The 21,766-nt window shown below is 72.5% G+C and carries 18 protein-coding genes and 1 tRNA gene; 17 read left to right on the top strand and 2 right to left on the bottom strand.

Translation table 11 applies throughout. The features are described from left to right. Window positions 1–41 precede the first annotated feature (41 nt). Complete coding sequence (locus tag RZ50_RS03855) at window positions 42–893, top strand: fumarylacetoacetate hydrolase family protein (RefSeq protein ID WP_196952501.1); 852 nt, start codon at window positions 42–44, stop codon at window positions 891–893. Window positions 894–937: 44 nt separating this feature from the next. Here RZ50_RS03855 and RZ50_RS03850 read toward each other — a convergent pair whose 3' ends face one another. After that, on the bottom strand, window positions 938–1,693 hold the full coding sequence (locus RZ50_RS03850) for a TetR/AcrR family transcriptional regulator (RefSeq protein ID WP_196952502.1): 756 nt from the start codon (window positions 1,691–1,693) through the stop codon (window positions 938–940). Window positions 1,694–1,866: 173 nt separating this feature from the next. On the opposite strand from RZ50_RS03850, the gene RZ50_RS03845 reads away from it, so the two are divergent. The 3 genes from RZ50_RS03845 to RZ50_RS03835 all read left to right on the top strand — a co-directional run bounded on the left by RZ50_RS03845 (window position 1,867) and on the right by RZ50_RS03835 (window position 5,807). Continuing rightward, window positions 1,867–3,573, top strand: coding sequence for a DUF885 domain-containing protein (locus RZ50_RS03845; RefSeq protein WP_196952503.1), 1,707 nt, complete (start codon window positions 1,867–1,869; stop codon window positions 3,571–3,573). Window positions 3,574–3,798: 225 nt separating this feature from the next. Further along, window positions 3,799–4,701, top strand: coding sequence for a carbohydrate kinase family protein (locus tag RZ50_RS03840; protein ID WP_196952504.1), 903 nt, complete (start codon window positions 3,799–3,801; stop codon window positions 4,699–4,701). 104 nt (window positions 4,702–4,805) lie between these two features. Continuing rightward, window positions 4,806–5,807, top strand: coding sequence for a serine protease (locus RZ50_RS03835; protein WP_196952505.1), 1,002 nt, complete (start codon window positions 4,806–4,808; stop codon window positions 5,805–5,807). 122 nt (window positions 5,808–5,929) lie between these two features. On the opposite strand, the gene RZ50_RS03830 is transcribed toward RZ50_RS03835, so the two are convergent. Beyond that, window positions 5,930–6,001, bottom strand: a tRNA-Arg gene (locus tag RZ50_RS03830). A 179-nt stretch (window positions 6,002–6,180) separates the two neighbouring features. Between RZ50_RS03830 and RZ50_RS03825 the strand changes: the two genes are divergently transcribed. From RZ50_RS03825 to RZ50_RS03765, 13 genes are all read left to right on the top strand, one after another. Next, window positions 6,181–6,612: a PleD family two-component system response regulator gene (locus RZ50_RS03825; RefSeq protein WP_196952514.1), complete on the top strand. Its 432-nt coding sequence runs from the start codon at window positions 6,181–6,183 to the stop codon at window positions 6,610–6,612. Window positions 6,613–6,706: 94 nt separating this feature from the next. Next, a complete protein-coding gene (gene argS / locus RZ50_RS03820; protein WP_196952506.1) occupies window positions 6,707–8,368 on the top strand; it encodes an arginine--tRNA ligase in 1,662 nt (553 codons plus the stop codon). A 92-nt stretch (window positions 8,369–8,460) separates the two neighbouring features. Beyond that, on the top strand, window positions 8,461–9,852 hold the full coding sequence (gene lysA / locus RZ50_RS03815) for a diaminopimelate decarboxylase (RefSeq protein ID WP_196952507.1): 1,392 nt from the start codon (window positions 8,461–8,463) through the stop codon (window positions 9,850–9,852). A 139-nt stretch (window positions 9,853–9,991) separates the two neighbouring features. Continuing rightward, window positions 9,992–11,284 carry a homoserine dehydrogenase gene (locus RZ50_RS03810; RefSeq protein ID WP_196952508.1) on the top strand — a complete coding sequence of 431 codons (1,293 nt, stop codon included), beginning with the start codon at window positions 9,992–9,994 and terminating at the stop codon, window positions 11,282–11,284. A gap of 10 nt (window positions 11,285–11,294) precedes the next feature. Next, on the top strand, window positions 11,295–12,392 hold the full coding sequence (thrC, locus tag RZ50_RS03805) for a threonine synthase (RefSeq protein WP_196952509.1): 1,098 nt from the start codon (window positions 11,295–11,297) through the stop codon (window positions 12,390–12,392). A gap of 366 nt (window positions 12,393–12,758) precedes the next feature. Beyond that, complete coding sequence (gene thrB / locus RZ50_RS03800) at window positions 12,759–13,697, top strand: homoserine kinase (protein WP_196952510.1); 939 nt, start codon at window positions 12,759–12,761, stop codon at window positions 13,695–13,697. 577 nt (window positions 13,698–14,274) lie between these two features. After that, entirely contained in the window at window positions 14,275–16,383 is a 2,109-nt protein-coding gene (gene rho / locus RZ50_RS03795; RefSeq protein ID WP_217680219.1) for a transcription termination factor Rho, read from the top strand. A 140-nt stretch (window positions 16,384–16,523) separates the two neighbouring features. Further along, window positions 16,524–17,636: an LCP family protein gene (locus RZ50_RS03790; protein ID WP_196947184.1), complete on the top strand. Its 1,113-nt coding sequence runs from the start codon at window positions 16,524–16,526 to the stop codon at window positions 17,634–17,636. A gap of 171 nt (window positions 17,637–17,807) precedes the next feature. Further along, entirely contained in the window at window positions 17,808–18,029 is a 222-nt protein-coding gene (gene rpmE, locus RZ50_RS03785) for a 50S ribosomal protein L31 (protein ID WP_030057539.1), read from the top strand. Window positions 18,030–18,161: 132 nt separating this feature from the next. Next, window positions 18,162–19,238: a peptide chain release factor 1 gene (gene prfA, locus RZ50_RS03780; protein ID WP_196947185.1), complete on the top strand. Its 1,077-nt coding sequence runs from the start codon at window positions 18,162–18,164 to the stop codon at window positions 19,236–19,238. A gap of 63 nt (window positions 19,239–19,301) precedes the next feature. Continuing rightward, a complete protein-coding gene (gene prmC / locus RZ50_RS03775) occupies window positions 19,302–20,168 on the top strand; it encodes a peptide chain release factor N(5)-glutamine methyltransferase (protein WP_196947186.1) in 867 nt (288 codons plus the stop codon). 192 nt (window positions 20,169–20,360) lie between these two features. Beyond that, entirely contained in the window at window positions 20,361–21,008 is a 648-nt protein-coding gene (locus RZ50_RS03770; RefSeq protein ID WP_196947187.1) for an L-threonylcarbamoyladenylate synthase, read from the top strand. Then, entirely contained in the window at window positions 21,005–21,682 is a 678-nt protein-coding gene (locus RZ50_RS03765) for a protein-tyrosine-phosphatase (RefSeq protein WP_374199865.1), read from the top strand. Before RZ50_RS03770 ends, RZ50_RS03765 begins: the two co-directional genes overlap by 4 nt. The last annotated feature ends 84 nt before the right edge of the window (window positions 21,683–21,766 follow it).

The raw sequence follows: 21,766 nt of genomic DNA, 5'->3' as shown, positions 1-21,766 counted from the left end.
GCCGTCCCGGTGAGCTGCGACGAAAGGCTGGTGACGGATCGATGAAGCTCCTACGTGTCGGACCCCCGGGTGCCGAGCGCCCGGTCGTCCTGGGCGAGGACGGTACCGCGTACGACCTCTCCGGGCGCGCCCGCGACCTCGACGGGGCCTTCCTGTCCGGGCTGGACAGCGCCGCACTGGCCCGGGACGTGGCCGCCGGCGTGCTGCCGACGGTGGACCTGACCGGGCAGCGGGTGGGCGCGCCGGTGGCCCGGCCGGGCAAGGTGGTCGGCATCGGGCTCAACTACCGCGACCACGCGGCCGAGGCCGGGGCGGCGATCCCGGCCGAGCCGGTGATCTTCCTCAAGCCGAGCTCGACCGTGGTCGGCCCCTACGACGAGGTGCTGGTGCCGCGCGGCGGCGAGAAGACCGACTACGAGGCCGAACTGGCCGTCGTGATCGGCCGCACCGCCCGCTACCTGGACGGGCACGAGGCGGCCGCGGAGGTGATCGCGGGCTACACCATCGCCAACGACGTGACCGAGCGGGCCTTCCAGTTCGAGCGCGGCGGCCAGTGGGACAAGGGCAAGTCGGCGGAGACCTTCACCCCGCTCGGGCCCTGGCTGGTCACCGCCGACGAGGTGGCCGATCCGCAGGCCCTGGCGCTGCGGCTGTGGGTCAACGGCGAGCAGCGGCAGGACGGCGACACCGCGGAGATGATCTTCCCGGTGCTCGAACTCGTCCGCTACACGAGCTGGTTCATGGTGCTGGAGCCCGGCGACGTGATCATCACCGGGACCCCGGCCGGAGTCACCCTGGGCCGCCCCGGCACGCCGTTCCTTGCCCCCGGCGACGTCGTCGAGATCGAGATCGACGGCCTCGGCCGCCAGCGCCAGGTGCTCGGCAAGGCCTGATGAGCCGGCCCGCCCGACCCTTGGCACGGGGGTCGGGAAGGCCGCTACCGCCCGCCCAGCACCGCGCGCAGCCGCTCGGCCCGCTCCGCCCGCGGGCCCTCCAGCGCCAGCAGACCCGCCAGCACCTGCGCCGTCTGCGGATCGTGCAGCGCCGTCGCCGCCGCCATCGCCGTGAACTGGTCCACCAGCCAGTCCCGGAGCTCCGCCACCGGCAGCGCGCGCCCCTCGTCCAGCCAGCTCAGCGAAGCGCCCTCGACCACCGCGATCCAGGAGCGCACCAGCAGGGTCAGCCGCGGCCCGGCCTCCCGCACGCCCAGGTGCCGCAGGGTCCGCTTGAGCGCCGCCCGGCGGACGTCGTCGACGATCGCCGAGGTCCGGGCCGTCTCCACCACCGAACCGCCGCGCAGCAGCGCCGAGTAGCCGGCGTCGTGCTCGGCCACGAAGGCGAAGTAGCCGTCCAGTACGGCCGCCAGCTGCTCGGACGGCGTCCCGGCCAGCGGGACGGCGAACCGGCTGGTCAGCTCCTCGGCCGCGGTGCGCAGCGCGGCCTCGTACAACTGCTGCTTGCCGCCCGCGAAGTAGCGGTAGACCAGCGGCCGGGAGGCCCCGGCGGCCTCGGCCACGTCGTCCAGGCTCACCTCCTCGGGCGGCCGGGAGGCGAACAGCTCCAGGGCGACGGCGATCAGCTGCTCGCGCCGCTGTTCGACGGGCAGCCGCCGGTAGCCGGAGCGGCGCGGGCGGAGCTCGGGGGTCGAGGGGGTGGGGGTCGGGTCGGTTGCCGTGGTGGGGCGGGCTTCCATGCTGGTCAGCGTAATGGGCGTCGGGCGGATCGGGGCCTGTCGCGCACGGATCCCTCCGAACGGGCGTTTGCCGTGCTCCGGGGGCGGCGGACGCCGGCTGACGTTCCGCCGGAACCGGTCAACGGAGTGCGGCAGGGGCTTGCAATCGGCGCGGGCAACGCGATGATGTCCGAATGGTGGAAGAACTGATCAACTCCGGCGGCGACACCCCCCGCCGCATTGCCGACGACTACGTCCGCGACCTGGCCGAGCTCGACCCGCTGACCGCGGTGTACCTCGGCCTCAACGCCGAGGACGACCGGCTCCCCGACTTCTCCCCGGCCGGCGCCGAGGCGATCGCCGACCTCGCCCGCCGCACCCTCGCGCGGCTGGAGGCGGCGGAGGCGGCCGGCGCCGCCGAGGACGAGGCCGAGCGCCGCTGCGCCCGGCTGCTGCGCGAGCGGCTGACCGCCGAACTCGCCGTGCACGACGCGGGGGAGAACTTCCGCGCGGTGCGCAACCTGGGCTCCCCGGTGCACAACCTGCGGGAGACCTTCACCCTGATGGCCACCGGCACCGAGGACGAGTGGCGGCTGATCGGCCGCCGGCTGGCCCGGGTGCCGGTGGCGCTGGAGCAGTACCGGCAGACCCTGACCGAGGGCGTCGAGCGCGGCCTGCTGTCCGGCCCGCGCCAGGTGGAGACGGTGGTCGGGCAGTTCGGCGAGTGGCTCGACGGCGAGGTGCCGGGCGGCTGGTTCGGGGAGTTCGTCCAGGCCGCGCCGGAGGCCGTGCGCGCCGAGCTGTCCGCGCACGCGGTGGCCGCCGCCGAGGCGCTGGCCGCGCTGCGCGACTGGCTGCGCGACGTGTACGGTCCGGCCGCCGCCGACACCCCGGACACCACCGGCCGGGAGCGCTACGGCCGGTGGGTGCGCTACTGGACCGGCGCCGACCTGGACCTGGACGAGGCGTACGCCTGGGCCTGGAGCGAGTTCCACGACCTGCTCGCGCAGATGGAGGCCGAGGCCGGGAAGGTCCTCCCGGAGGCCGACCCGCTGACGGCGATGAAGTGGCTGGAGAACGACGGCCCGGCCATCGAGGGCGCCGAGGCCGCCCGGGAGTACCTGCAGGGCCTGATGGACCAGGCGGTCCGTGACCTCCAGGGCACCCACTTCGACCTGGCCGAGCCGGTCACCCGGGTCGAGTCGAAGATCGCCCCGGCCGGCAGCGCGGCCGCGCCGTACTACACCGCGCCCTCGCTGGACTTCAGCCGCCCCGGGCGGACCTGGCTGCCGCTGCTGGGCCGGGACCGCTTCCCGGTCTGGGACCTGGTCTCGACCTGGTACCACGAGGGCGTGCCGGGCCACCACCTGCAGATCGCGCAGTGGAACTACGTCGCCGACCGGCTCTCCACCTACCAGGTGAGCCTCGGCGGGGTGAGCGCCAACCTGGAGGGCTGGGCGCTGTACGCCGAGCGCCTGATGGACGAGCTCGGCTACCTCACCGACCCCGGCCACCGGCTGGGCTACCTCAACGCCCAGATGATGCGGGCGCTGCGGGTCATCGTCGACATTGGCATGCACGTCGGCCTGGACTTCCCGGCGGACTCCCCGTACAAGCCGGGCGAGCCGGTGAGCCCGGAGCACGCCCGGGAGTTCTTCGGCCTGTACTGCGGCCTGTCCGCGGACTTCCTGGACAGCGAGCTGGTCCGCTACCTGGGCCTGCCCGGCCAGGCGATCGGCTACAAGCTCGGCGAGCGCGCCTGGCTGCGTGGCCGGGCGGCGGCGCGGGCCGCGCACGAGGCGCGCGGCGAGGAGTTCGACCTCAAGGCCTGGCACATGGCGGCGCTCTCGCAGGGATCGCTGGGGCTGGACGACCTGGTCGCGGAGCTGTCGGCGCTCTGAGCGCGGAGTGGAGGCGGGACCCCGGGACTCGGTCGTGAGTCCCGGGGCCCGGTGCTCCAGCCTCGGCCGTCCGGCCGTCCGGCTGTCTAGCCCTCCGGCCGTCCGGCCCGAACGTCCCGGCGCGGCGGGGCTGTTCGGGCGGACTGAAAACTTGCAGCAAGGTCTTGCAGTCAACCTCCCGTGCCTGCTTGACTCCTGGGCACCGTCCAGGATCAAGGAGGCGCCATGCTGCCGGAGTTCGACGTGCTCGTGGTGGGCGGGGTGGGAGTGGACACCGTCGTGCGGGTCGAGCGGCTGGAGATCCCGCCCGGCGACTCGCGGTTCGTCGAGCCGGTGCGCGACTACGTCGGCCACACCGGCAACGGCGTCGCCCTCGGCACCCACCACCTCGGCCTGCGCACCGCCCTCCTGGACTTCCTCGGCGAGGACCCGCAAGGTGAGCTGGTGCGTGCCGCCTACCGCCGCCACGGCGTGCACTTCGCGCACCTGGTGAGCCCGTACGGCACCCCGCGCGGCGTCAACCTGGTGGACGGCTCCGGCCGCCGGTTCTCCTTCTTCGACGGCCGCCACCCCGCCGACCTGCGACTGCCGCGCGAGTTCTACCTCCCGTACGTCGAGCGCAGCCGGCACGTCCACCTCTCCATCACCGGCGTCAACCGCGACATGTACGCCGACCTGCGCCGGCTCGGCCGCACCACCTCCACCGACCTGCACGACTGGGACGGCGCCGACCCGCACCACCGCGACTACGCGCTCGGCTCCGACCTGGTGTTCCTCTCGGTGGCCGGCTGCCGGGGCCGGCACGAGGAGGTGATGCGCGCGATCCTCGCCGAGGGCCGGGCCTCCGTGGTCACCGCCACCGCGGGCGCCGAGGGCTGCTACCTGCTCGCCCGCGAGGACGGAGTGCTGCGCCACCTGCCCGCCGTCGACCCGGGCCGCCCGGTCGTGGACACCAACGGCGCCGGGGACGCCTTCGTCTCCGGCTTCCTGTACGCCTGGTTCCGGGGTCGCCCGCCGCTGGACTGCGCCCGGGTAGGCTCGGCCGCCGGGGCCTTCGCCTGCACCTCCGCCGGGACACACACCGCGTTCGTCACGGCGGCCGAGCTGGACGGCCTCCCGCCGAGGTGACGGATTTCTCATCGAGCTCCAAGCCTGCGGTAACACCCTTTCCAGGCAAAGGCGTCATAGTCGGTGACCGATAAGCCGTCCCGACCACGGCAGGGGAGTCAGCCATGGGTCAGCACCGCCGCCAGAGGTCGCGCCGTCGTCGGCTGCTGGCCCCGTGGCTGTTCACCGCACTGTCCGCGGTCGTGGTGGCCGTCGCGGTGACCGGCACGCACGGGCTGAACCTGTCCGACACGACGGCCGCCGGGAAGGTGGCCCGCAGCGCCAAGAGCGCGGCCGTGCCCGCCCCCACCGGCACCTCGACGGCGGCCCCGGTCCCCGCCGTCGCGCCCGCCCCCACCGGCACCCCGACGGCCGGCGCGACCCCGTCCCCGACGTCGACCCCGTTGCCGACGTCGACTCCGTCGCCGACTTCGACCCCGTCCCCGGCGGCGACCCCGGACACCCGCACCGTCTCGCTCGGCACCACCGCCGCCGCCCCCGTCGGCGACCGGGAGAGCGACACGGTGGGCGCGCTGTTCAGCGGCTCGGTGGCGGCCGGCAACCACTTCTGCACCGCCAGCGTGCTGCACAGCGCCACCGGCAACCTGCTGCTGACCGCCGCGCACTGCCTCGGCAGCGCCGACGGCGTCACCTTCGCCCCCGGCTACCGCGACGGCAACGCCCCGTTCGGCACCTGGCAGGTGACCGCCGTGCACACCACCACCGGCTGGTCCCAGAAGGGCGACGTGGACGAGGACTTCGCGATCCTGGAGACCGCCCCCAGCAACGGCCGCAAGGTCGAGGACGTGGTCGGCGGCAACCACCTGGGCACCGACGAGTCCTTCGGCGCCACCGTCCAGCTCTACGGCTACCCGGCCGGCTCCGAGACGCCCAGCCTCTGCACCAACACCACCACCCAGGAGAGCGCCTACCAGCGCGTCATCCAGTGCCCGTCCTACCCGTCCGGCACCAGCGGCGGCCCGTGGATCAACACCGCCACGGGCGACGTGGTCGGCGCCATCGGCGGCTTCCAGCAGGGCGGCGACACCGACGACACCTCGTACAGCGCCTACTTCGACCACACCATCGCGGACCTCTACGCCCAGGTCGAGGCCTCCGCCTCCTAGCCCCGGGCCCGGCCCCCCACCCGGGCCCGGTCTCCGGCTCCGGCCGGAGCCGGAACGTGACGAAGGCCCAGATCCGTGGATCAACTCCACTGATCTGGGCCTCATTTGCACTTACCGCGAAGTGCCCCCGGTAGGATTCGAACCTACGCACCCGCCTCCGGAGGGCGGTGCTCTATCCCCTGAGCTACGGGGGCCTGTTGGCCTGCCGGTCACTTGCGCGTTCCGACGTGATGAACACTACCAGGCTTCGGGGGCGGGCCGTGCACGGGTTTCCGGAAGGCCGCCGGGGCGGTCCGGCGGGCCGGGGGAGTGGAAGTGTCCAAAGGCCGGACGGGGCGGCGGGGCCGCCGATACCCTCGGTGAGGTGTCGGGAGTGTCCGGGCGGGTCCTCGTAGTGGACGACAGCGAGGTGATCCGTCAGCTGATCAGGGTCAACCTTGAGCTGGAGGGCTTCGAGGTGGTGACCGCCGCCGACGGCGCCGAGTGCCTGGAGGTCATCCGCCGGGTGAAGCCCGACGTGGTGACGCTGGACGTGATGATGCCGAGGCTGGACGGCCTGCGGACGGCGGCCCGGCTGCGCGCGACCCCGGACACCAGCCGGCTGCCGATCGCGATCGTGAGCGCCTGCACCCCGGCGGACCTGGACCTGGGGGAGACGGTCGGCGTGGACGGCTACCTCGGCAAGCCGTTCGACCCGGCCGATCTGGTGGCCCTGGTCCGTCGGCTGATGAACCCCGGGGGGCGCCCGGACGCGGGGCCCGAAGGATTTCGCCCTGAGCGAACACGCCGTACGGACAGGGGCTGACACCCCCGGGCGGACGGCGTGGCGGCCCCTCCGGACGTCTCAACCGGCAAACCGAGTGGCGGGCGGGCACCTCCTCTCGCCTACGCTTGGCGTCGTGACCCCCGCAGACCTTTCCCAGGCAGTCCAGGCCGCAGTGAGCTCCGCCGTCGAGGCGGGCGAGCTGGCCGTCACCGTGCCCGAGCACGTGGCGGTCGACCGGCCCAAGAACCGGGACCACGGCGACTACGCGACGAACGTGGCCCTCCAGCTCGCCAAGGCGGCCGGCAAGCCGCCGCGAGCCGTTGCCGAGGTTCTGGCCGAGCGCCTGCGAGGGATCACCGGCGTCGCCAAGGTCGACATCGCCGGTCCGGGCTTCCTGAACATCACCCTGGACACCGCCACCGCCGGCGCGCTGGCCCGCACCATCGTCGAGGCGGGCGAGGCCTACGGCCGCAACGAGGCCCTCCAGGGCCTGAAGATCAACCTGGAGTTCGTCTCCGCCAACCCGACCGGCCCGATCCACATCGGCGGCGTCCGCTGGGCCGCCGTCGGCGACTCGCTGGCCCGGGTGCTGCGCGCCTCCGGCGCCGACGTCACCACCGAGTACTACCTCAACGACGCCGGTGTGCAGATCACCAAGTTCGCCGCCTCGCTCCAGGCCGCCGCGAACGGCCGCGAGGTGCCTGAGGGCGGCTACGTCGGCGAGTACATCGTCGACATCGCCAAGGCGATCACCGACGTCGTCCCCGGTCTGCTCGACCGCTCCGAGGACGAGCAGCTCCAGGTGTTCCGCACCGAGGGCCTCAAGCTCATGGTGGCCGAGATCCAGCGCTCGATGGACGAGTTCGGCACCCACTTCGACGTCTGGTTCTCCGAGAAGTCGCTGCACGACTCCGGCGCCGTCGAGCAGGCCACCACCCGGCTGCGCGAGCAGGGCCACGTGTTCGAGCAGGATGGCGCGGTCTTCCTGCGCACCACCGACTTCGGCGACGACAAGGACCGCGTCCTGATCAAGGCCGACGGCGACACCACCTACTTCGCCGCCGACGCCGCCTACTACCTGTCCAAGCGCGACCGCGGCACCGAGGTCGCGCTCTACATGCTGGGCGCCGACCACCACGGTTACGTCAACCGCCTCAAGGCCATCGCGGCCTGCGCGGGCGACGACATGAACCACAACATCGAGGTGAAGATCGGCCAGTTCGTGAAGATGCTTCGCGACGGCGAAGAGGTCCGCATGTCCAAGCGGGCCGGCAACATCATCACGATCGACGACGTGGTCGAGTGGATCGGCGTGGACGCCGCCCGCTACACCCTGGCGCGCTCCTCCACCGACTCGACGATCACGCTGGACATCAACGTCCTGACCAGCCAGACCAACGAGAACCCGGTCTACTACGTCCAGTACGCGCACACCCGGATGTGCGGCGTCGCCCGCAAGGCCGCCGAGCTGGGCGTGGACAAGGGCACGGCCGAGCAGTTCAAGCCCGAGCTGCTCGCCACCACGTGGGAGAACGACATCCTCGGCGCCCTCGGCGAGTTCCCGCGCGTCCTCGCCACCGCCGGCGAGCTGCGCGAGCCGCACCGGGTCGCGCGCTACCTGGAGGACCTCGCGGGCACGTACCACCGCCTGTACGAGAACTGCATGTTCCTGCCCAAGGGCGACGAGGAGATGACCGACACGCACCGCGCCCGGCTCTGGCTGGTCGAGGCGACGCGCACGGTCATGGCCAACGGCCTGACGCTCCTGGGCGTCTCGGCGCCCGAGCGGATGTAGGCACCACCCCCAAGCGCACAGCAGGGGGCGGCTGACGGTCAACGAGGACCGTCGCCGCCCCTCGCCATAGGTCTCGAAGGGCTTGCTAGAAGATGAGTCGCTCCGCACACCCCGCTGGTCCCCGGCACGGCGATGTGCTGCCCGAGGGCCACTACCAGGCCCCGCCGGCCGACCTGAACGCGCTCGACCCCAAGGTCTGGTCGCGCACCGTCGTCCGCGACGCCGAGGGCGTGGCCACCGTCGGCGGGATCGACGTCAAGCGGCTGGCCGCCGAGTTCGGCACCCCGGCCTACGTGCTGGACGAGGAGGACTTCCGCAGCCGGGCCCGCGCCTGGCGGGACGCCTTCGGCGCCGAGGCGGACGTCTACTACGCCGGGAAGGCGTTCCTCTCCAAGGCGGTCGTGCGCTGGCTGCACGAGGAGGGCCTCAACCTCGACGTGTGCAGCGCCGGCGAGCTGGCGGTGGCGCTGGCCGCCGGGATGCCGCCGCGGCGGATCGCGCTGCACGGCAACAACAAGTCGGTGGACGAGCTCGAACACGCGGTGAAGACCGGCGTCGGGCACATCGTGGTCGACTCCTACGAGGAGATCGAGCGCCTCGCCGCGATCGCCGCCCGCCAGGGCGTGCGCCAGCAGGTGCTGATCCGGATCACCGTCGGCGTCGAGGCGCACACCCACGAGTTCATCGCCACGGCGCACGAGGACCAGAAGTTCGGGCTCTCCCTGACCGGGGGAGCGGCCGCCGAGGCGGTGCGCCGGGTGCTCGGCCACGGGAGCCTGGAGCTGCGCGGCATCCACTCGCACATCGGTTCGCAGATCTTCGACATGGCCGGCTTCGAGGTGGCCGCCCGCCGGGTGGTCGGCCTGCTGGCCGAGGTCCGTGACGAGCACGGCGTCGAGCTGCCGGAGATCGACCTCGGCGGCGGCCTCGGCATCGCCTACACCAGCGAGGACGCCCCGCGCGAGCCGGCCGAGATCGCCGCCGCGCTGGCCGACATCGTCCGCCGCGAGTGCGCCGCGGCCGGCCTGGACACCCCCCGGCTGAGCGTGGAGCCGGGCCGGGCGATCGTCGGCCCGACCGCGTTCACCCTGTACGAGGTCGGCACCGTCAAGCCGCTGGAGGGCCTGCGCACCTACGTCAGCGTGGACGGCGGGATGTCCGACAACATCCGCACCGCGCTGTACGACGCCGAGTACTCGGTGGCCCTGGTGTCGCGCACCAGCGAGGCCGAGCCGATGCTGGTGCGGGTGGTCGGCAAGCACTGCGAGTCCGGCGACATCGTCGTCCGGGACGCCTTCCTGCCGGCCGACCTGGCCCCGGGCGACCTGATCGCGGTGCCCGCCACCGGCGCCTACTGCCGTTCGATGGCGAGCAATTACAACCACGCCCTCAAGCCCCCCGTGCTCGCCGTCAAGGACGGCGCGGCGCGGGTGATCGTCCGGCGCGAGACGGAGGAGGATCTCCTGCGTCTGGATATCGGATGACGAAATCCTTGTCTCAGATCATGGAACGACCGTAGATCCGTACGGAAAGTCCCGGAGACTGGTACGGACCGAAGTTTCCGGCGGACCGGAGAAAACCCGCCGGAAATACCGAAGCACGATGAATGCAGAGCGGAGTCGGATGATGCGTACGCGCCCGCTGAAGGTGGCGTTGCTGGGCTGTGGTGTGGTGGGCTCCGAGGTGGCGCGCATCATGACGACGACGGCCGACGACCTCGCCGCTCGCATCGGTGCCCCGGTCGAGCTCGCCGGGATCGCGGTCCGCCGGGCCGGCCGGGTGCGCCCCGGCGTGCCCGAGCACCTGATCACCACCGACGCCGAGGCCCTGGTCAACCGGGGCGACATCGACGTGGTGGTCGAGGTCGTGGGCGGCATCGAGCCCTCCAAATCGCTGATCCTGTCCGCCTTCAAGCAGGGCGCCTCGGTGGTCAGCGCCAACAAGGCGCTGCTCGCCAAGGACGGCACCGAGCTGCACGCCGCGGCCGCCGAGGCCGGGGTGGACCTGTACTACGAGGCCGCGGTGGCGGGCGCGATCCCGCTGCTGCGACCGCTGCGCGAGTCCCTCGCGGGGGACAAGGTCAACCGGGTGCTGGGCATCGTCAACGGCACCACCAACTTCATCCTCGACAAGATGGACACCACTGGCGCCGGCTACTCGGAGGCGCTGGAGGAGGCCACCGCGCTCGGCTACGCCGAGGCGGACCCGACGGCGGACGTCGAGGGCTTCGACGCCGCCGCCAAGGCAGCGATCCTGGCCGGGATCGCCTTCCACACCGAGGTCACCGCGGCGGACGTCTACCGCGAGGGCATCACCGAGGTGACGGCCGCCGACATCGCCTCCGCCAAGGAGATGGGCTGCGTGGTCAAGCTGCTCGCGATCTGCGAGCGGGCCGCTGACGGCGCCTCCGTCACCGCGCGGGTCCACCCGGCGATGATCCCGCTCTCGCACCCGCTGGCCTCCGTCCGCGAGGCGTACAACGCGGTGTTCGTCGAGGCCGAGGCGGCCGGCCGGCTGATGTTCTACGGCCCGGGCGCGGGCGGTTCGCCGACTGCCTCCGCGGTGCTCGGCGACCTCGTCGCGGTCTGTCGCAACAAGCTCGCCGGGGCCACCGGCCCCGGGGCCTCCGTGTACACGCAGCTGCCCGCCAAGCCGATGGACGAGGTGGTCACCCGCTACCACGTCAGCCTGGACGTGGACGACCGCGCGGGCGTGCTCGCCCAGGTCGCGTCCGTCTTCGCCGAGCACGGCGTGTCCATCGACACCGTGCGCCAGCAGGGCCGCGACGGCGACGCCTCGCTCGTCGTGGTCACCCACCGCGCCACCGACGCCGCGCTGTCGGCGACGGTCGACAAGCTCCGCGCGCTGGACAGCGTGCGGGACGTGGCCAGCATCATGCGGGTCGAAGGGGAATAAGGAACCAGCCATGAACGCCGTTGCCGAGAACGTCGTCCGAGGCGCGCACACCCACCAGTGGCGCGGCCTGATCGAGGAATACCGGGACCGCCTGCCGGTCACCGAGGCCACCCCGGTGGTCACCCTGCTGGAGGGCGGTACGCCCCTGGTCCCCGCCCAGGTGCTCTCCGAGCGCACCGGCTGCGAGGTCTACCTCAAGGTCGAGGGTGCCAACCCGACCGGCTCCTTCAAGGACCGCGGTATGACGATGGCCATCTCCAAGGCCAAGGAGGAGGGCGCGCAGGCCGTCATCTGCGCGTCCACCGGCAACACCTCGGCCTCCGCCGCCGCGTACGCGGTGCGGGCCGGGATGGTCTCCGCGGTGCTCGTCCCGCAGGGCAAGATCGCCCTGGGCAAGATGGGCCAGGCGCTGGTGCACGGGGCGAGGATCCTGCAGGTCGACGGGAACTTCGACGACTGCCTCACCCTTGCGCGTGAACTGTCCGAGAAGTACCCGGTGGCGCTGGTCAACTCGGTGAACCCGGTGCGGATCGAGGGCCAGAAGACGGCGGCCTTCGAGATCGTCGACATGCTCGGCGACGCTCCGGACATCCACGTCCTGCCGGTCGGCAACGCGGGCAACATCACCGCCTACTGGAAGGGCTACCGCGAGTACGCCGCCGACGGCCTGGCCGCGCGCACCCCGCGGATGTGGGGCTTCCAGGCCTCCGGCTCGGCCCCGATCGTGGACGGCGCGCCGGTGCTGAAGCCGCAGACCATCGCCACCGCGATCCGGATCGGCAACCCGGCCTCCTGGGACTTCGCGCTCGCCGCGCGGGACGAGTCAGGCGGCCTCATCGACAAGGTGACGGACCGTCAGATCCTCTCCGCGTACCGGCTGTTGGCCGCGCAGGAGGGCGTCTTCGTGGAGCCCGCCTCGGCCGCCTCGGTGGCCGGTCTGCTGGCCAAGGCGGAGGCCGGCCTGGTCGACCCGGGCCAGCGGATCGTCTGCACCGTGACCGGCAACGGCCTCAAGGACCCGGACTGGGCGGTGGCCGGCGCCGGCCAGCCGCAGATCGTCCCGGTCGACCCGGAGGCGGCGGCCCAGCGCCTCGGTCTGCTCGACTAGCAACGGGGTCTGACGCGTCGACGGGCCGGCCCTTTCGGGGGTCGGCCCGTCGAAGTTCTCCACTGACACTTCCGTGTCGATTCCGCATCGCATTCCGATCTGATTCCGCCCCGCTCTTTGACGGGGAGGGGTGTGCATTCCGGCCAGAAGCCGCAACACACCAGATCGAAGGCCCACGGGGTGTACCACTGGGGAACCTCTCTTCGATACTCTGGCCTCGGCCGTGTGGCACATGCCCCGGGCCCGTCCTGGTACGGGCCGCGCCGACGACTGTGACCGCCCGCCCCGAGGGGCCTGCGGCCCTTTCCCACCCTCGCACCGACGACGCGCTCCGCGCCGCCCGATTTCCCCAGGAGAGTCCACCGCATGGCCGGTCCTGCGTTCCGTGCCGCCGCCGTCCGGGTCCGGGTTCCCGCGACCAGCGCCAACCTCGGTCCGGGCTTCGACGCCTTCGGGCTCGCGCTGGGTCTGTACGACGACGTGGTCGTCCGGGTCTCCGACTCCGGCCTCTCCGTCGACATCGCCGGCGAGGGCGCCGAGACGCTGCCCCGGGACGAGCGCCACCTGCTGGTCCGTTCGATGCGGGCCGCCTTCGACCGGCTGGGCGGGCAGCCGCGCGGCCTCGAAGTGGTCTGCGCCAACCGGATACCGCACGGCCGTGGCCTGGGCTCCTCCTCGGCGGCGATCTGTGCCGGCATCGTGGCCGCCCGCGCCGTCACCATCGGCGGCCCGTCGGCGCTGGACGACGACGCGCTGCTGGCCCTCGCCTCCGAGTTGGAGGGCCACCCCGACAACGTCGCGGCCTGCCTGCGCGGCAACTTCACCATCGCCTGGACCGACGAGGAGTCGGCCAGGGCGGTCGCACTCGAACCCTCCGAGCAGGTCGTCCCGGTGGTGTTCGTACCGGCCGGCGAGGTGCTCACCGAGACCGCCCGCGGCCTGCTGCCGAAGACCGTCCCGCTGGCCGACGCCGCCGTCAACGCGGGCCGTTCCGCGCTGCTGGTCGAGGCGCTGACCAGGCGTCCCGAGCTGCTGTTCGCGGCCACCGAGGACCGGCTGCACCAGGACTACCGCGCCTCCGCCATGCCGGACAGCGCCGCGCTGGTCGGCGCGCTGCGCGCGGAGGGCGTCCCCGCGGTCGTCTCCGGGGCCGGCCCGACCGTGCTGGCGCTCACCGACGAGGCGGGCGTCGACAAGGTGCTCTCCTTCGCCGGCCACCACGGCCACGGCGGGGACCCGGCGTTCGCCGCGCACCGGCTCGGCATCGACCGCACCGGGGCCACCGTGCTCCCGCTGGACGTCTGAGCAGCCGGTTCAGCCCGGCGCGGAGCCGGGCCGCCCGGACACGATTGGCAAGCCCAAGGTCGGGGAATGTCTGAGGGGGTCGGTAGTGTTAACCTCATTGCTGCACCATGTGCCCTCCGGGGCTCGGTGCGCCGCGTCCCGATCCCAGCCTCCACTTCCGTGGAGTCGTGGCGATGTCCGGGGCGACGATTCTCCGGGAGCCCACCGCAGCGCGTACGCAGCCTGCCTGCGCGACATGCGGCCGCATCCCGAAGCCGTGACGGCACCTGACTCCCACCCGCAGCCTCCCACCTAGAGGCCAGGACGGGCGGAGCGCGGGCCACCGTCACGCGACGGGGGCCCGGGATTCGCAGGCAGCGTGGGGGCAACGCCCTCAGGGGAGGTCGACACACGACCGGCCCACGCGCCACCTCAGCACCACCGTGCTTCATGCACCGCACCTCGCAGCTCTCCCTCGACGGGCTCCCGCCATTCGAGGGATCACCGCCTCGGACCGACGCAGTCGAGCGTTGGTCAGGACAGCACAACCGGTCGCCGAGCCAGACAGGCCGACGTCCGCTCCAGGGAAGGACCCTTAGTGAGCGACTCCACCGATCTGATGGGCGCGCGCCCGGACGCAGAGGCGTCGGACGCCGCCGCCCCCGCTGCTCCGGCCCGCCGCCGCCGCAGTGCCGCCGCGGGCCTGGACGGCATGGTCCTCGCCGAGCTGCAGAAGCTCGCCGCGGACCTGGGCATCACCGGTACCGGGCGCATGCGCAAGAGCCAGCTGATCGAGACCATCAAGGAGAAGAGCGGCGGGGACCCGCTGCTCGCCGCCGGTGGCGCCCCGGCCGCCAAGCGCACCGCCGCCAAGGCGGACGCCGAGGCCCCGGCCGAGAAGCCGGCCCGCCGCACCAAGGCCGCTGCCGCCGCGGCTGCCGCCGCCGCTGCCCCGGCCGCCGAGTCGCAGGCCCAGATCGAGATCCCGGTCCAGGCCGCTGCCGAGACCGCCGCGCCGGCCCGCACCGAGCGCACCCGCCGTCGCGCCACCTCGGCCGCCGGCGCCCCGACCGCCACGGCGGCCGAGACCGTCGCCGAGGCCGCCGTCGTGGTGGCCGAGCCGAAGCAGGCCGAGCGTCCGGCCGAGACCCGTGGCTTCGAGGGCCGCGAGGAGGGCCGCGAGACCCGTCGCGACCGCCGCGAGCGCCGTGAGCGCCGCGAGGGCGGCGAGCGCACCGACCGTACGGAGCGCACCGAGCGCCAGGACGGCGGCGAGGCCCAGGACGGCGAGGGCCGCGAGTCCCGCCGCGACCGCCGCAACCGCCGTGACCGCGCCGACCGCCAGACCCAGCAGGGCGGCGGCCAGCAGCAGGGCCAGGGCGAGGGCCAGCAGGGCCGCCAGGGCGGGGCCCAGCAGGTCCAGCAGCAGCCGCAGGCCCAGCAGGGCGGTTACGAGGACGACGAGTTCGGCGATGGCCGCCGGGGCCGTCGCGGCCGCTACCGCGACCGTCGCGGCCGTCGCGGCCGCGAGGGCTTCGAGGCCGGCACCGTCGAGCCGCAGATCGGCGAGGACGACGTCCTGATCCCGGTCGCGGGCATCCTCGACATCCTCGACAACTACGCGTTCGTCCGGACCTCCGGCTACCTGCCGGGCCAGAACGACGTCTACGTCTCGCTCGCCCAGGTCCGCAAGAACGGCCTGCGCAAGGGTGACGCCATCACCGGTGCGGTGCGCCAGCCGCGCGAGGGCGAGCGCCGCGAGAAGTTCAACGCCATGGTGCGGCTGGACTCCGTCAACGGCATGGACCCGGAGGGTGGCCGCGGCCGCCCCGAGTTCAACAAGCTCACCCCGCTCTACCCGCAGGAGCGGCTGCGCCTGGAGACCGACCCGGGCGTGCTGACCACCCGGATCATCGACCTGGTGTCGCCGATCGGCAAGGGCCAGCGCGGTCTGATCGTCGCGCCGCCGAAGACCGGCAAGACCATGGTGCTGCAGGCGGTCGCCAACGCGATCACCCACAACAACCCCGAGTGCCACCTGATGGTCGTCCTGGTCGACGAGCGTCCGGAGGAGGTCACCGACATGCAGCGGTCGGTGAAGGGCGAGGTCATCTCCTCGACCTTCGACCGCCCGGCCGAGGACCACACCACCGTCGCCGAGCTGGCCATCGAGCGGGCCAAGCGCCTGGTGGAGCTGGGCCACGACGTGGTCATCCTGCTGGACTCGATCACCCGCCTGGGCCGCGCCTACAACCTGGCGGCGCCGGCCTCCGGCCGCATCCTGTCCGGTGGTGTCGACTCGACCGCGCTGTACCCGCCGAAGAAGTTCTTCGGCGCCGCGCGCAACATCGAGAACGGCGGCTCGCTGACCATCCTGGCCACCGCGCTGGTCGAGACCGGCTCGCGCATGGACGAGGTGATCTTCGAGGAGTTCAAGGGCACCGGCAACATGGAGCTCAAGCTCGACCGGAAGCTCTCGGACAAGCGCATCTTCCCGGCCGTCGACGTGGACGCCTCCAGCACCCGCAAGGAGGAGATCCTGCTCGGCAGCGAGGAGCTGGCCATCGTCTGGAAGCTGCGCCGGGTGCTGCACGCGCTCGACTCGCAGCAGGCGATCGAGCTGCTCCTGGACAAGATGAAGCAGACCAAGAGCAACGCCGAGTTCCTGATGCAGATCGCCAAGACCACCCCCGGCTCCGGCGACTGACCGTAGCCGCACGGCTGTCGATGCACGGAACCCCGGATCGCGCGAGCGGTCCGGGGTTTCGCGCGTTCGCGGACGCTTTGTTCCAGAGTCGGGACAGATTGGGACCATTCGGCCGCCTTGTCCGATTTACTCTGGACCGTATGGCCGAGCACAAGAGGGTCCCAAGCCGCCGCCGCAAGGTCGTGCGGACGGTCGCCTGCGCGTCCGCCGCGCTCGTCGTCCTCGGCGGCGGGGCGGCCGGGTACGCGTACGTGAAGCTCAACGGGAACATCAAGAGCGTCGACATCAACGCCCGCCTCGGCGACGCCCGGCCCCCGGCGGCCACCAACGGCTCCTTCAACATCCTGGTGCTGGGCTCCGACTCGCGGGCCGGTGCGAACGGGAACCTGGCCGGCGGGGACACCGGCGACAGCGCCCGCTCCGACACGGCGATGGTGGTGCACATCAGCCAGGACCACACGAACGCCACCGTCGTCTCGATCCCGCGCGACACCCTGGTCAACCGACCGGACTGCACCGACCCGAGCGGCAAGCCGGTGCTCGGGGCCAAGCGCGCGATGTACAACAGCGCCTTCGAGGTCGGCGGCGCCACCTGCGCGGTCAAGACCACCGAGCAGCTCACCGGGCTGCGGATGGACCACTACCTCCAGGTCGACTTCGAGGGCTTCGCCAGGGTGGTGGACGCGCTGGGCGGGGCCACCGTGACCACCACGGTGCCCATCCACGACAAGGACAGCGGGCTCGACCTGCCGGCCGGGGAGCACCACCTCGACGGTCAGCAGTCGCTGGCCTTCGTCCGCACCCGGCACGGCGTCGGCGACGGCAGCGACCTCGGCCGGATCGAGTTGCAGAAGCAGATGGTCAGGTCGCTGCTGAAGCAGGCCGGCGGGATCGGGCTGTTCTCCAACCCGGTCAAGCTGTGGTCGATCGGCGACACCATGACCAGGAGCGTCACCACCGACTCCGCGCTCGGCTCGGTGAACTCCCTGGTGGGGCTGGGCCAGGAGCTCAAGGGGATCGGGCCGGACCAGCTGACCATGGTCACCCTGCCGGTGGTGACGGCCCCCAGCGACCCCAACCGGGTGGTCGAGCGGCAGCCGCAGGCCGACCAGCTCTGGGCGGCGCTCAAGGGCGACCGGGCGGTCCCCCGGGAGATCGTCTCGGACCAGCCTCAGAACCCCGCCCAGGCGGACCCCACGGCCTCTCCGACGGCCTCTCCGAAGGCCTCCTCGACGCCCGTCGCGCGGCGCTGAGGGCGGCCGGAGGGTACGGATCCCGCGGCCCGGGAGGCTGTCCGGAATATCCCGGAACCGGACCCGGTTTGGGAAGATGCGGCCGGTCCTGGCAGACTGGTCCGTCGGTCCCGGTTCACGTGCGGCACTTCAGCCGCCGACCCGGTGCCCTCCCGAAACCTAGGAGAAGCCTTGAAGCCCAACGTTCACCCCGAGTACGTGGTCACCCGCGTGACCTGCACCTGCGGCGCCGAGTTCACGACCCGCTCGACCGAGACCAGTGGCGAGATCCGCGCCGAGGTCTGCTCGCAGTGCCACCCGTTCTACACCGGCAAGCAGAAGATCCTCGACACCGGTGGCCGCGTGGCCCGCTTCGAGGCCCGCTTCGGCAAGCAGCACAGCGCGAAGGCCTAGCGCTCCCTCGGCGCCGGCTCCCGGTGCCCCCGTACTCGTTGTCGGGGGCGCCGGGGACCGGCGCCGTTCGCGTCCCCCCGCACGTTCCGCGAACCCCCACACGTTCCTAGCTCCCGGGAAGAAGGCCACCCCATGTTCGAGGCAGTCGAAGAGCTCCTCGTCGAGCACGCCGACCTCGAAAAGAGGCTGGCCGACCCGTCCGTCCACGCCGACCAGGCCAACGCGCGCAAGCTGGCCAAGCGGTACGCCGAGCTGACCCCGATCACCCGGGTCTACCGGGAGTGGCGGCAGGCCGGCGAGGACATCGAAGCGGCCCGCGAACTCGCCGCCGAGGACCCGGAGTTCATCTCCGAGGTGAAGGACTCCGAGCAGCGCCAGGGCGAGCTGACCGAGGAGCTGCGGCTGCTGCTGGTCCCGCGCGACCCGAGCGACGACAAGGACGTCATCCTGGAGATCAAGGCGGGCGAGGGCGGCGAGGAGTCCGCGCTGTTCGCCGGCGACCTGCTCCGGATGTACCTGCGCTTCGCCGAGCGGATCGGCTGGAAGACCGAGGTCATCGACTCCAACGAGTCCGACCTCGGCGGCTACAAGGACGTCTCGGTGGCCGTGAAGACCAAGGGCAACGCCGAGCCCGGCCAGGGCGTCTGGGCCCGGCTGAAGTACGAGGGCGGCGTCCACCGCGTGCAGCGCGTGCCCGCCACCGAGTCGCAGGGCCGCATCCACACCTCCGCGGCGGGCGTGCTGGTCACCCCCGAGGCGGAGGAGGTCGAGGTCGAGATCCTCGCCAACGACCTGCGGATCGACGTCTACCGCTCCTCCGGCCCCGGCGGCCAGTCGGTCAACACCACGGACTCCGCGGTCCGGATCACCCACCTGCCGACGGGTATCGTGGCGTCCTGCCAGAACGAGAAGAGCCAGCTGCAGAACAAGGAGCAGGCGATGCGCATCCTGCGTTCGCGGCTGCTGGCCGCCGCGCAGGAGGAGGCCGAGCGGGAGGCCTCGGACGCGCGTCGCAGCCAGGTTCGTACGGTCGACCGCTCCGAGCGGATCCGCACGTACAACTACCCCGAGAACCGCATCTCGGACCACCGCACGGGCTTCAAGGCGTACAACCTGGACCAGGTCCTGGACGGCGACCTGAACGCGGTGATCCAGTCCTGCGTCGACCGGGACGCCGAGGCCAAGCTGGCCGCGGCCCAAGAGAACTGAGACCGGCGCGCCCCAGCCCGACGCCAGCGTGAAGCCGGAGCGCAGAAACAAGAGGTCGTACGGATGAACCTGCTGCTCGCCGAGGTGGCCCAGGCCACCCAGCGGTTGGCCGCGGCCGGCGTGCCGTCGCCGCGCTTCGACGCGGAGGAGCTCGCCGCCTACGTCCACCACGTCAAGCGCAGCCAGTTGCACACGGTGAAGGACGCCGACTTCGACGCCCGCTACTGGGAGGCCGTGTCGCGCCGCGAGGCGCGCGAGCCGCTCCAGCACATCACCGGGCGGGCGTTCTTCCGCTACCTCGAACTGGAGGTCGGCCCCGGGGTGTTCGTGCCCCGGCCGGAGACCGAGACGGTCGTCGAGTGGGCCATAGACGCCGTCCGCGAGATGGACGTCGCCGAGCCGCTGGTGGTCGACCTGTGCTCCGGCTCCGGCGCCATCGCGCTCGCCCTGGCCCAGGAGCTGCCGCGCTCGACCGTGCACGCCTTCGAGCTCGACGAGGGCGCGCTGGAGTACACCCGGCGCAACATCGAGGCCAGCCCGGACCGCGCCCGGGTCACCCTGCACGCCGGGGACGCCACCAAGGCCTTCGAGGACGACCGCTCCTGGGACGGCCGCTTCGACCTGGTCATCTCCAACCCCCCGTACATCCCGCTCACCGAGTGGGAGTACGTGGCGCCGGAGGCCCGCGACCACGACCCGCAGATGGCGCTGTTCTCCGGCGAGGACGGCCTGGACACCATCCGCGGCATCGAACGCGTGGCCGCGCGGCTGCTGCGCCCGGGCGGCGCGGTGGTGATCGAGCACGCCGACCAGCAGGGCGGCCAGGTGCCGTGGATCTTCAACGAGGAACACGGCTGGACGGACACGGCCGATCACCGTGATCTGAACAACCGGCCGCGCTTCACGACCGCCCGGAGGGTCGGGTCGTGAACATCGAGCGCAGTACGACCGCCCGGAGGGTCGGGTCGTGAACATCGAGCGCAGTACGACCGCCCGGAGGGTCGGGTCGTGAACATCGAGCACAGCACGTTGTGAACATCAAGCACGGTACGACCGCGCGCAGAACCGCGCTGTGAAGACCGCCGCGAACGCCATGAGCCATTCCGGAAGGGGACCGCACCGATGAGCCGCCGCTACGACTGTGCCGATGCCGGGGACCGCGCCACCGGCCTGCGTGAGGCCGCCTCGGCCATCCGCCGCGGCGAACTCGTCGTGCTGCCCACCGACACCCTGTACGGGGTCGGCGCGGACGCCTTCTCCCCGGAGGCCGTCGGCGAGCTGCTGACCGCCAGGGGCCGCGGCCGCACCACGCCCTCGCCCGTCCTGGTCGGCTCGCCGACCACCCTGCACGGCCTGGTCACCGACTTCTCCGAGCAGGCCTGGGAGCTGGTCGACGCCTTCTGGCCCGGCGGCCTCACCCTGATCGCCCGGCACCAGCCCTCGCTGCGCTGGGACCTCGGCGAGACCCGCGGCACGGTGACCGTCCGGATGCCGCTGCACCCGGTCGCCATCGAGCTGCTGAACGCCACCGGCCCGCTGGCCGTCTCCAGCGCCAACCGGCCCGGCGGCGCCTCCCCGGTGACCTGCGACGAGGCGCAGGCCCAGCTGGGCGACGCGGTCTCGGTCTACCTGGACGGCGGGCCGGCCGACGGCTCCACCGCCTCGTCCATCGTCGACGTCACCGGCAAGGTCCCGGTCCTGCTGCGGGCCGGCGCGATCAGCATCGAGCAGCTGAGGGAGGTCGTACCCGACCTGGAGGCCGGAAGTTGACACCCACCGCCTCGCTCCATGACGGGCCCGGCATAGCGCCGTACCTGGCCGTGGGCCCCAGGCCGCTGGACCACTTCCGGATCCTGTTCGTCTGCACCGGGAACATCTGCCGCTCGCCGATCGCCGAGCGGCTCACCCGGCGTGAGCTGGACACCCGGCTCAGCCCCCGGGTGGCCGGGCGGATCCTGGTCGAGAGCGCCGGGACCTGGGGCCACGAGGGCGCGCCGATGGAGGACCACGCCGCGACCGTGCTCAACGAGTACGGCGCGGACAGCGGGGGCTTCACCGGCCGGGAGCTGCTGGACGAGCACGTGGTCGAGGCCGACCTGGTGCTCACCGCGACGCTGGACCACCGCGCCCAGGTGATCTCGATGGGCCACGAGGCGGGGCTGCGCACCTTCACGCTGAAGGAGTTCACCCGCCTGGTGCGGACGATCGACCCGGGCACCCTGCCCGACCCCCGCCGGGGCGCCGACGTCACCGAGCGGGCCCGCGCACTGGTCCGGGCGGCCGCCGCGCTGCGCGGCTGGCTGCTGGCCGCCACCCCGGAGTCCGACGAGCTGGAGGACCCGTACGGGGCGCCGATCGGCATGTTCCGCAACTGCGGCGAGGAGATATTCCACGCGGTCGACCCGGTGGTGACCGCGCTCACCGGCATTCCCGCGCCGCGCTGAGGGCCGAACGGCCCCTTCCCGGAGGGCCGGGTGGCGAAGGCGGTCCTAGGCTGGATTCCACCTCCTCCAGCCTCCGCCGGGGGT

The organism is Kitasatospora sp. SUK 42 (genome assembly GCF_015776785.2).
Classification (GTDB): domain Bacteria; phylum Actinomycetota; class Actinomycetes; order Streptomycetales; family Streptomycetaceae; genus Kitasatospora.
Note: the sequence above shows the minus strand (reverse complement) of the source record. Positions and strands in the feature narration are given on the sequence as shown.

What these genes read in the sequence shown, in the direction of transcription:
- RZ50_RS03855 (WP_196952501.1), top strand. Translation starts at nt 42, where the DNA reads ATGAAGCTCCTACGTGTCGGACCCCCGGGTGCCGAGCGCCCGGTCGTC.
- RZ50_RS03850 (WP_196952502.1), bottom strand. Translation starts at nt 1,693, where the DNA reads ATGGAAGCCCGCCCCACCACGGCAACCGACCCGACCCCCACCCCCTCG.
- RZ50_RS03845 (WP_196952503.1), top strand. Translation starts at nt 1,867, where the DNA reads ATGGTGGAAGAACTGATCAACTCCGGCGGCGACACCCCCCGCCGCATT.
- RZ50_RS03840 (WP_196952504.1), top strand. Translation starts at nt 3,799, where the DNA reads ATGCTGCCGGAGTTCGACGTGCTCGTGGTGGGCGGGGTGGGAGTGGAC.
- RZ50_RS03835 (WP_196952505.1), top strand. Translation starts at nt 4,806, where the DNA reads ATGGGTCAGCACCGCCGCCAGAGGTCGCGCCGTCGTCGGCTGCTGGCC.
- lysA (WP_196952507.1), top strand. Translation starts at nt 8,461, where the DNA reads ATGAGTCGCTCCGCACACCCCGCTGGTCCCCGGCACGGCGATGTGCTG.
- RZ50_RS03810 (WP_196952508.1), top strand. Translation starts at nt 9,992, where the DNA reads ATGATGCGTACGCGCCCGCTGAAGGTGGCGTTGCTGGGCTGTGGTGTG.
- thrC (WP_196952509.1), top strand. Translation starts at nt 11,295, where the DNA reads ATGAACGCCGTTGCCGAGAACGTCGTCCGAGGCGCGCACACCCACCAG.
- thrB (WP_196952510.1), top strand. Translation starts at nt 12,759, where the DNA reads ATGGCCGGTCCTGCGTTCCGTGCCGCCGCCGTCCGGGTCCGGGTTCCC.
- RZ50_RS03790 (WP_196947184.1), top strand. Translation starts at nt 16,524, where the DNA reads ATGGCCGAGCACAAGAGGGTCCCAAGCCGCCGCCGCAAGGTCGTGCGG.
- prfA (WP_196947185.1), top strand. Translation starts at nt 18,162, where the DNA reads ATGTTCGAGGCAGTCGAAGAGCTCCTCGTCGAGCACGCCGACCTCGAA.
- prmC (WP_196947186.1), top strand. Translation starts at nt 19,302, where the DNA reads ATGAACCTGCTGCTCGCCGAGGTGGCCCAGGCCACCCAGCGGTTGGCC.
- RZ50_RS03770 (WP_196947187.1), top strand. Translation starts at nt 20,361, where the DNA reads ATGAGCCGCCGCTACGACTGTGCCGATGCCGGGGACCGCGCCACCGGC.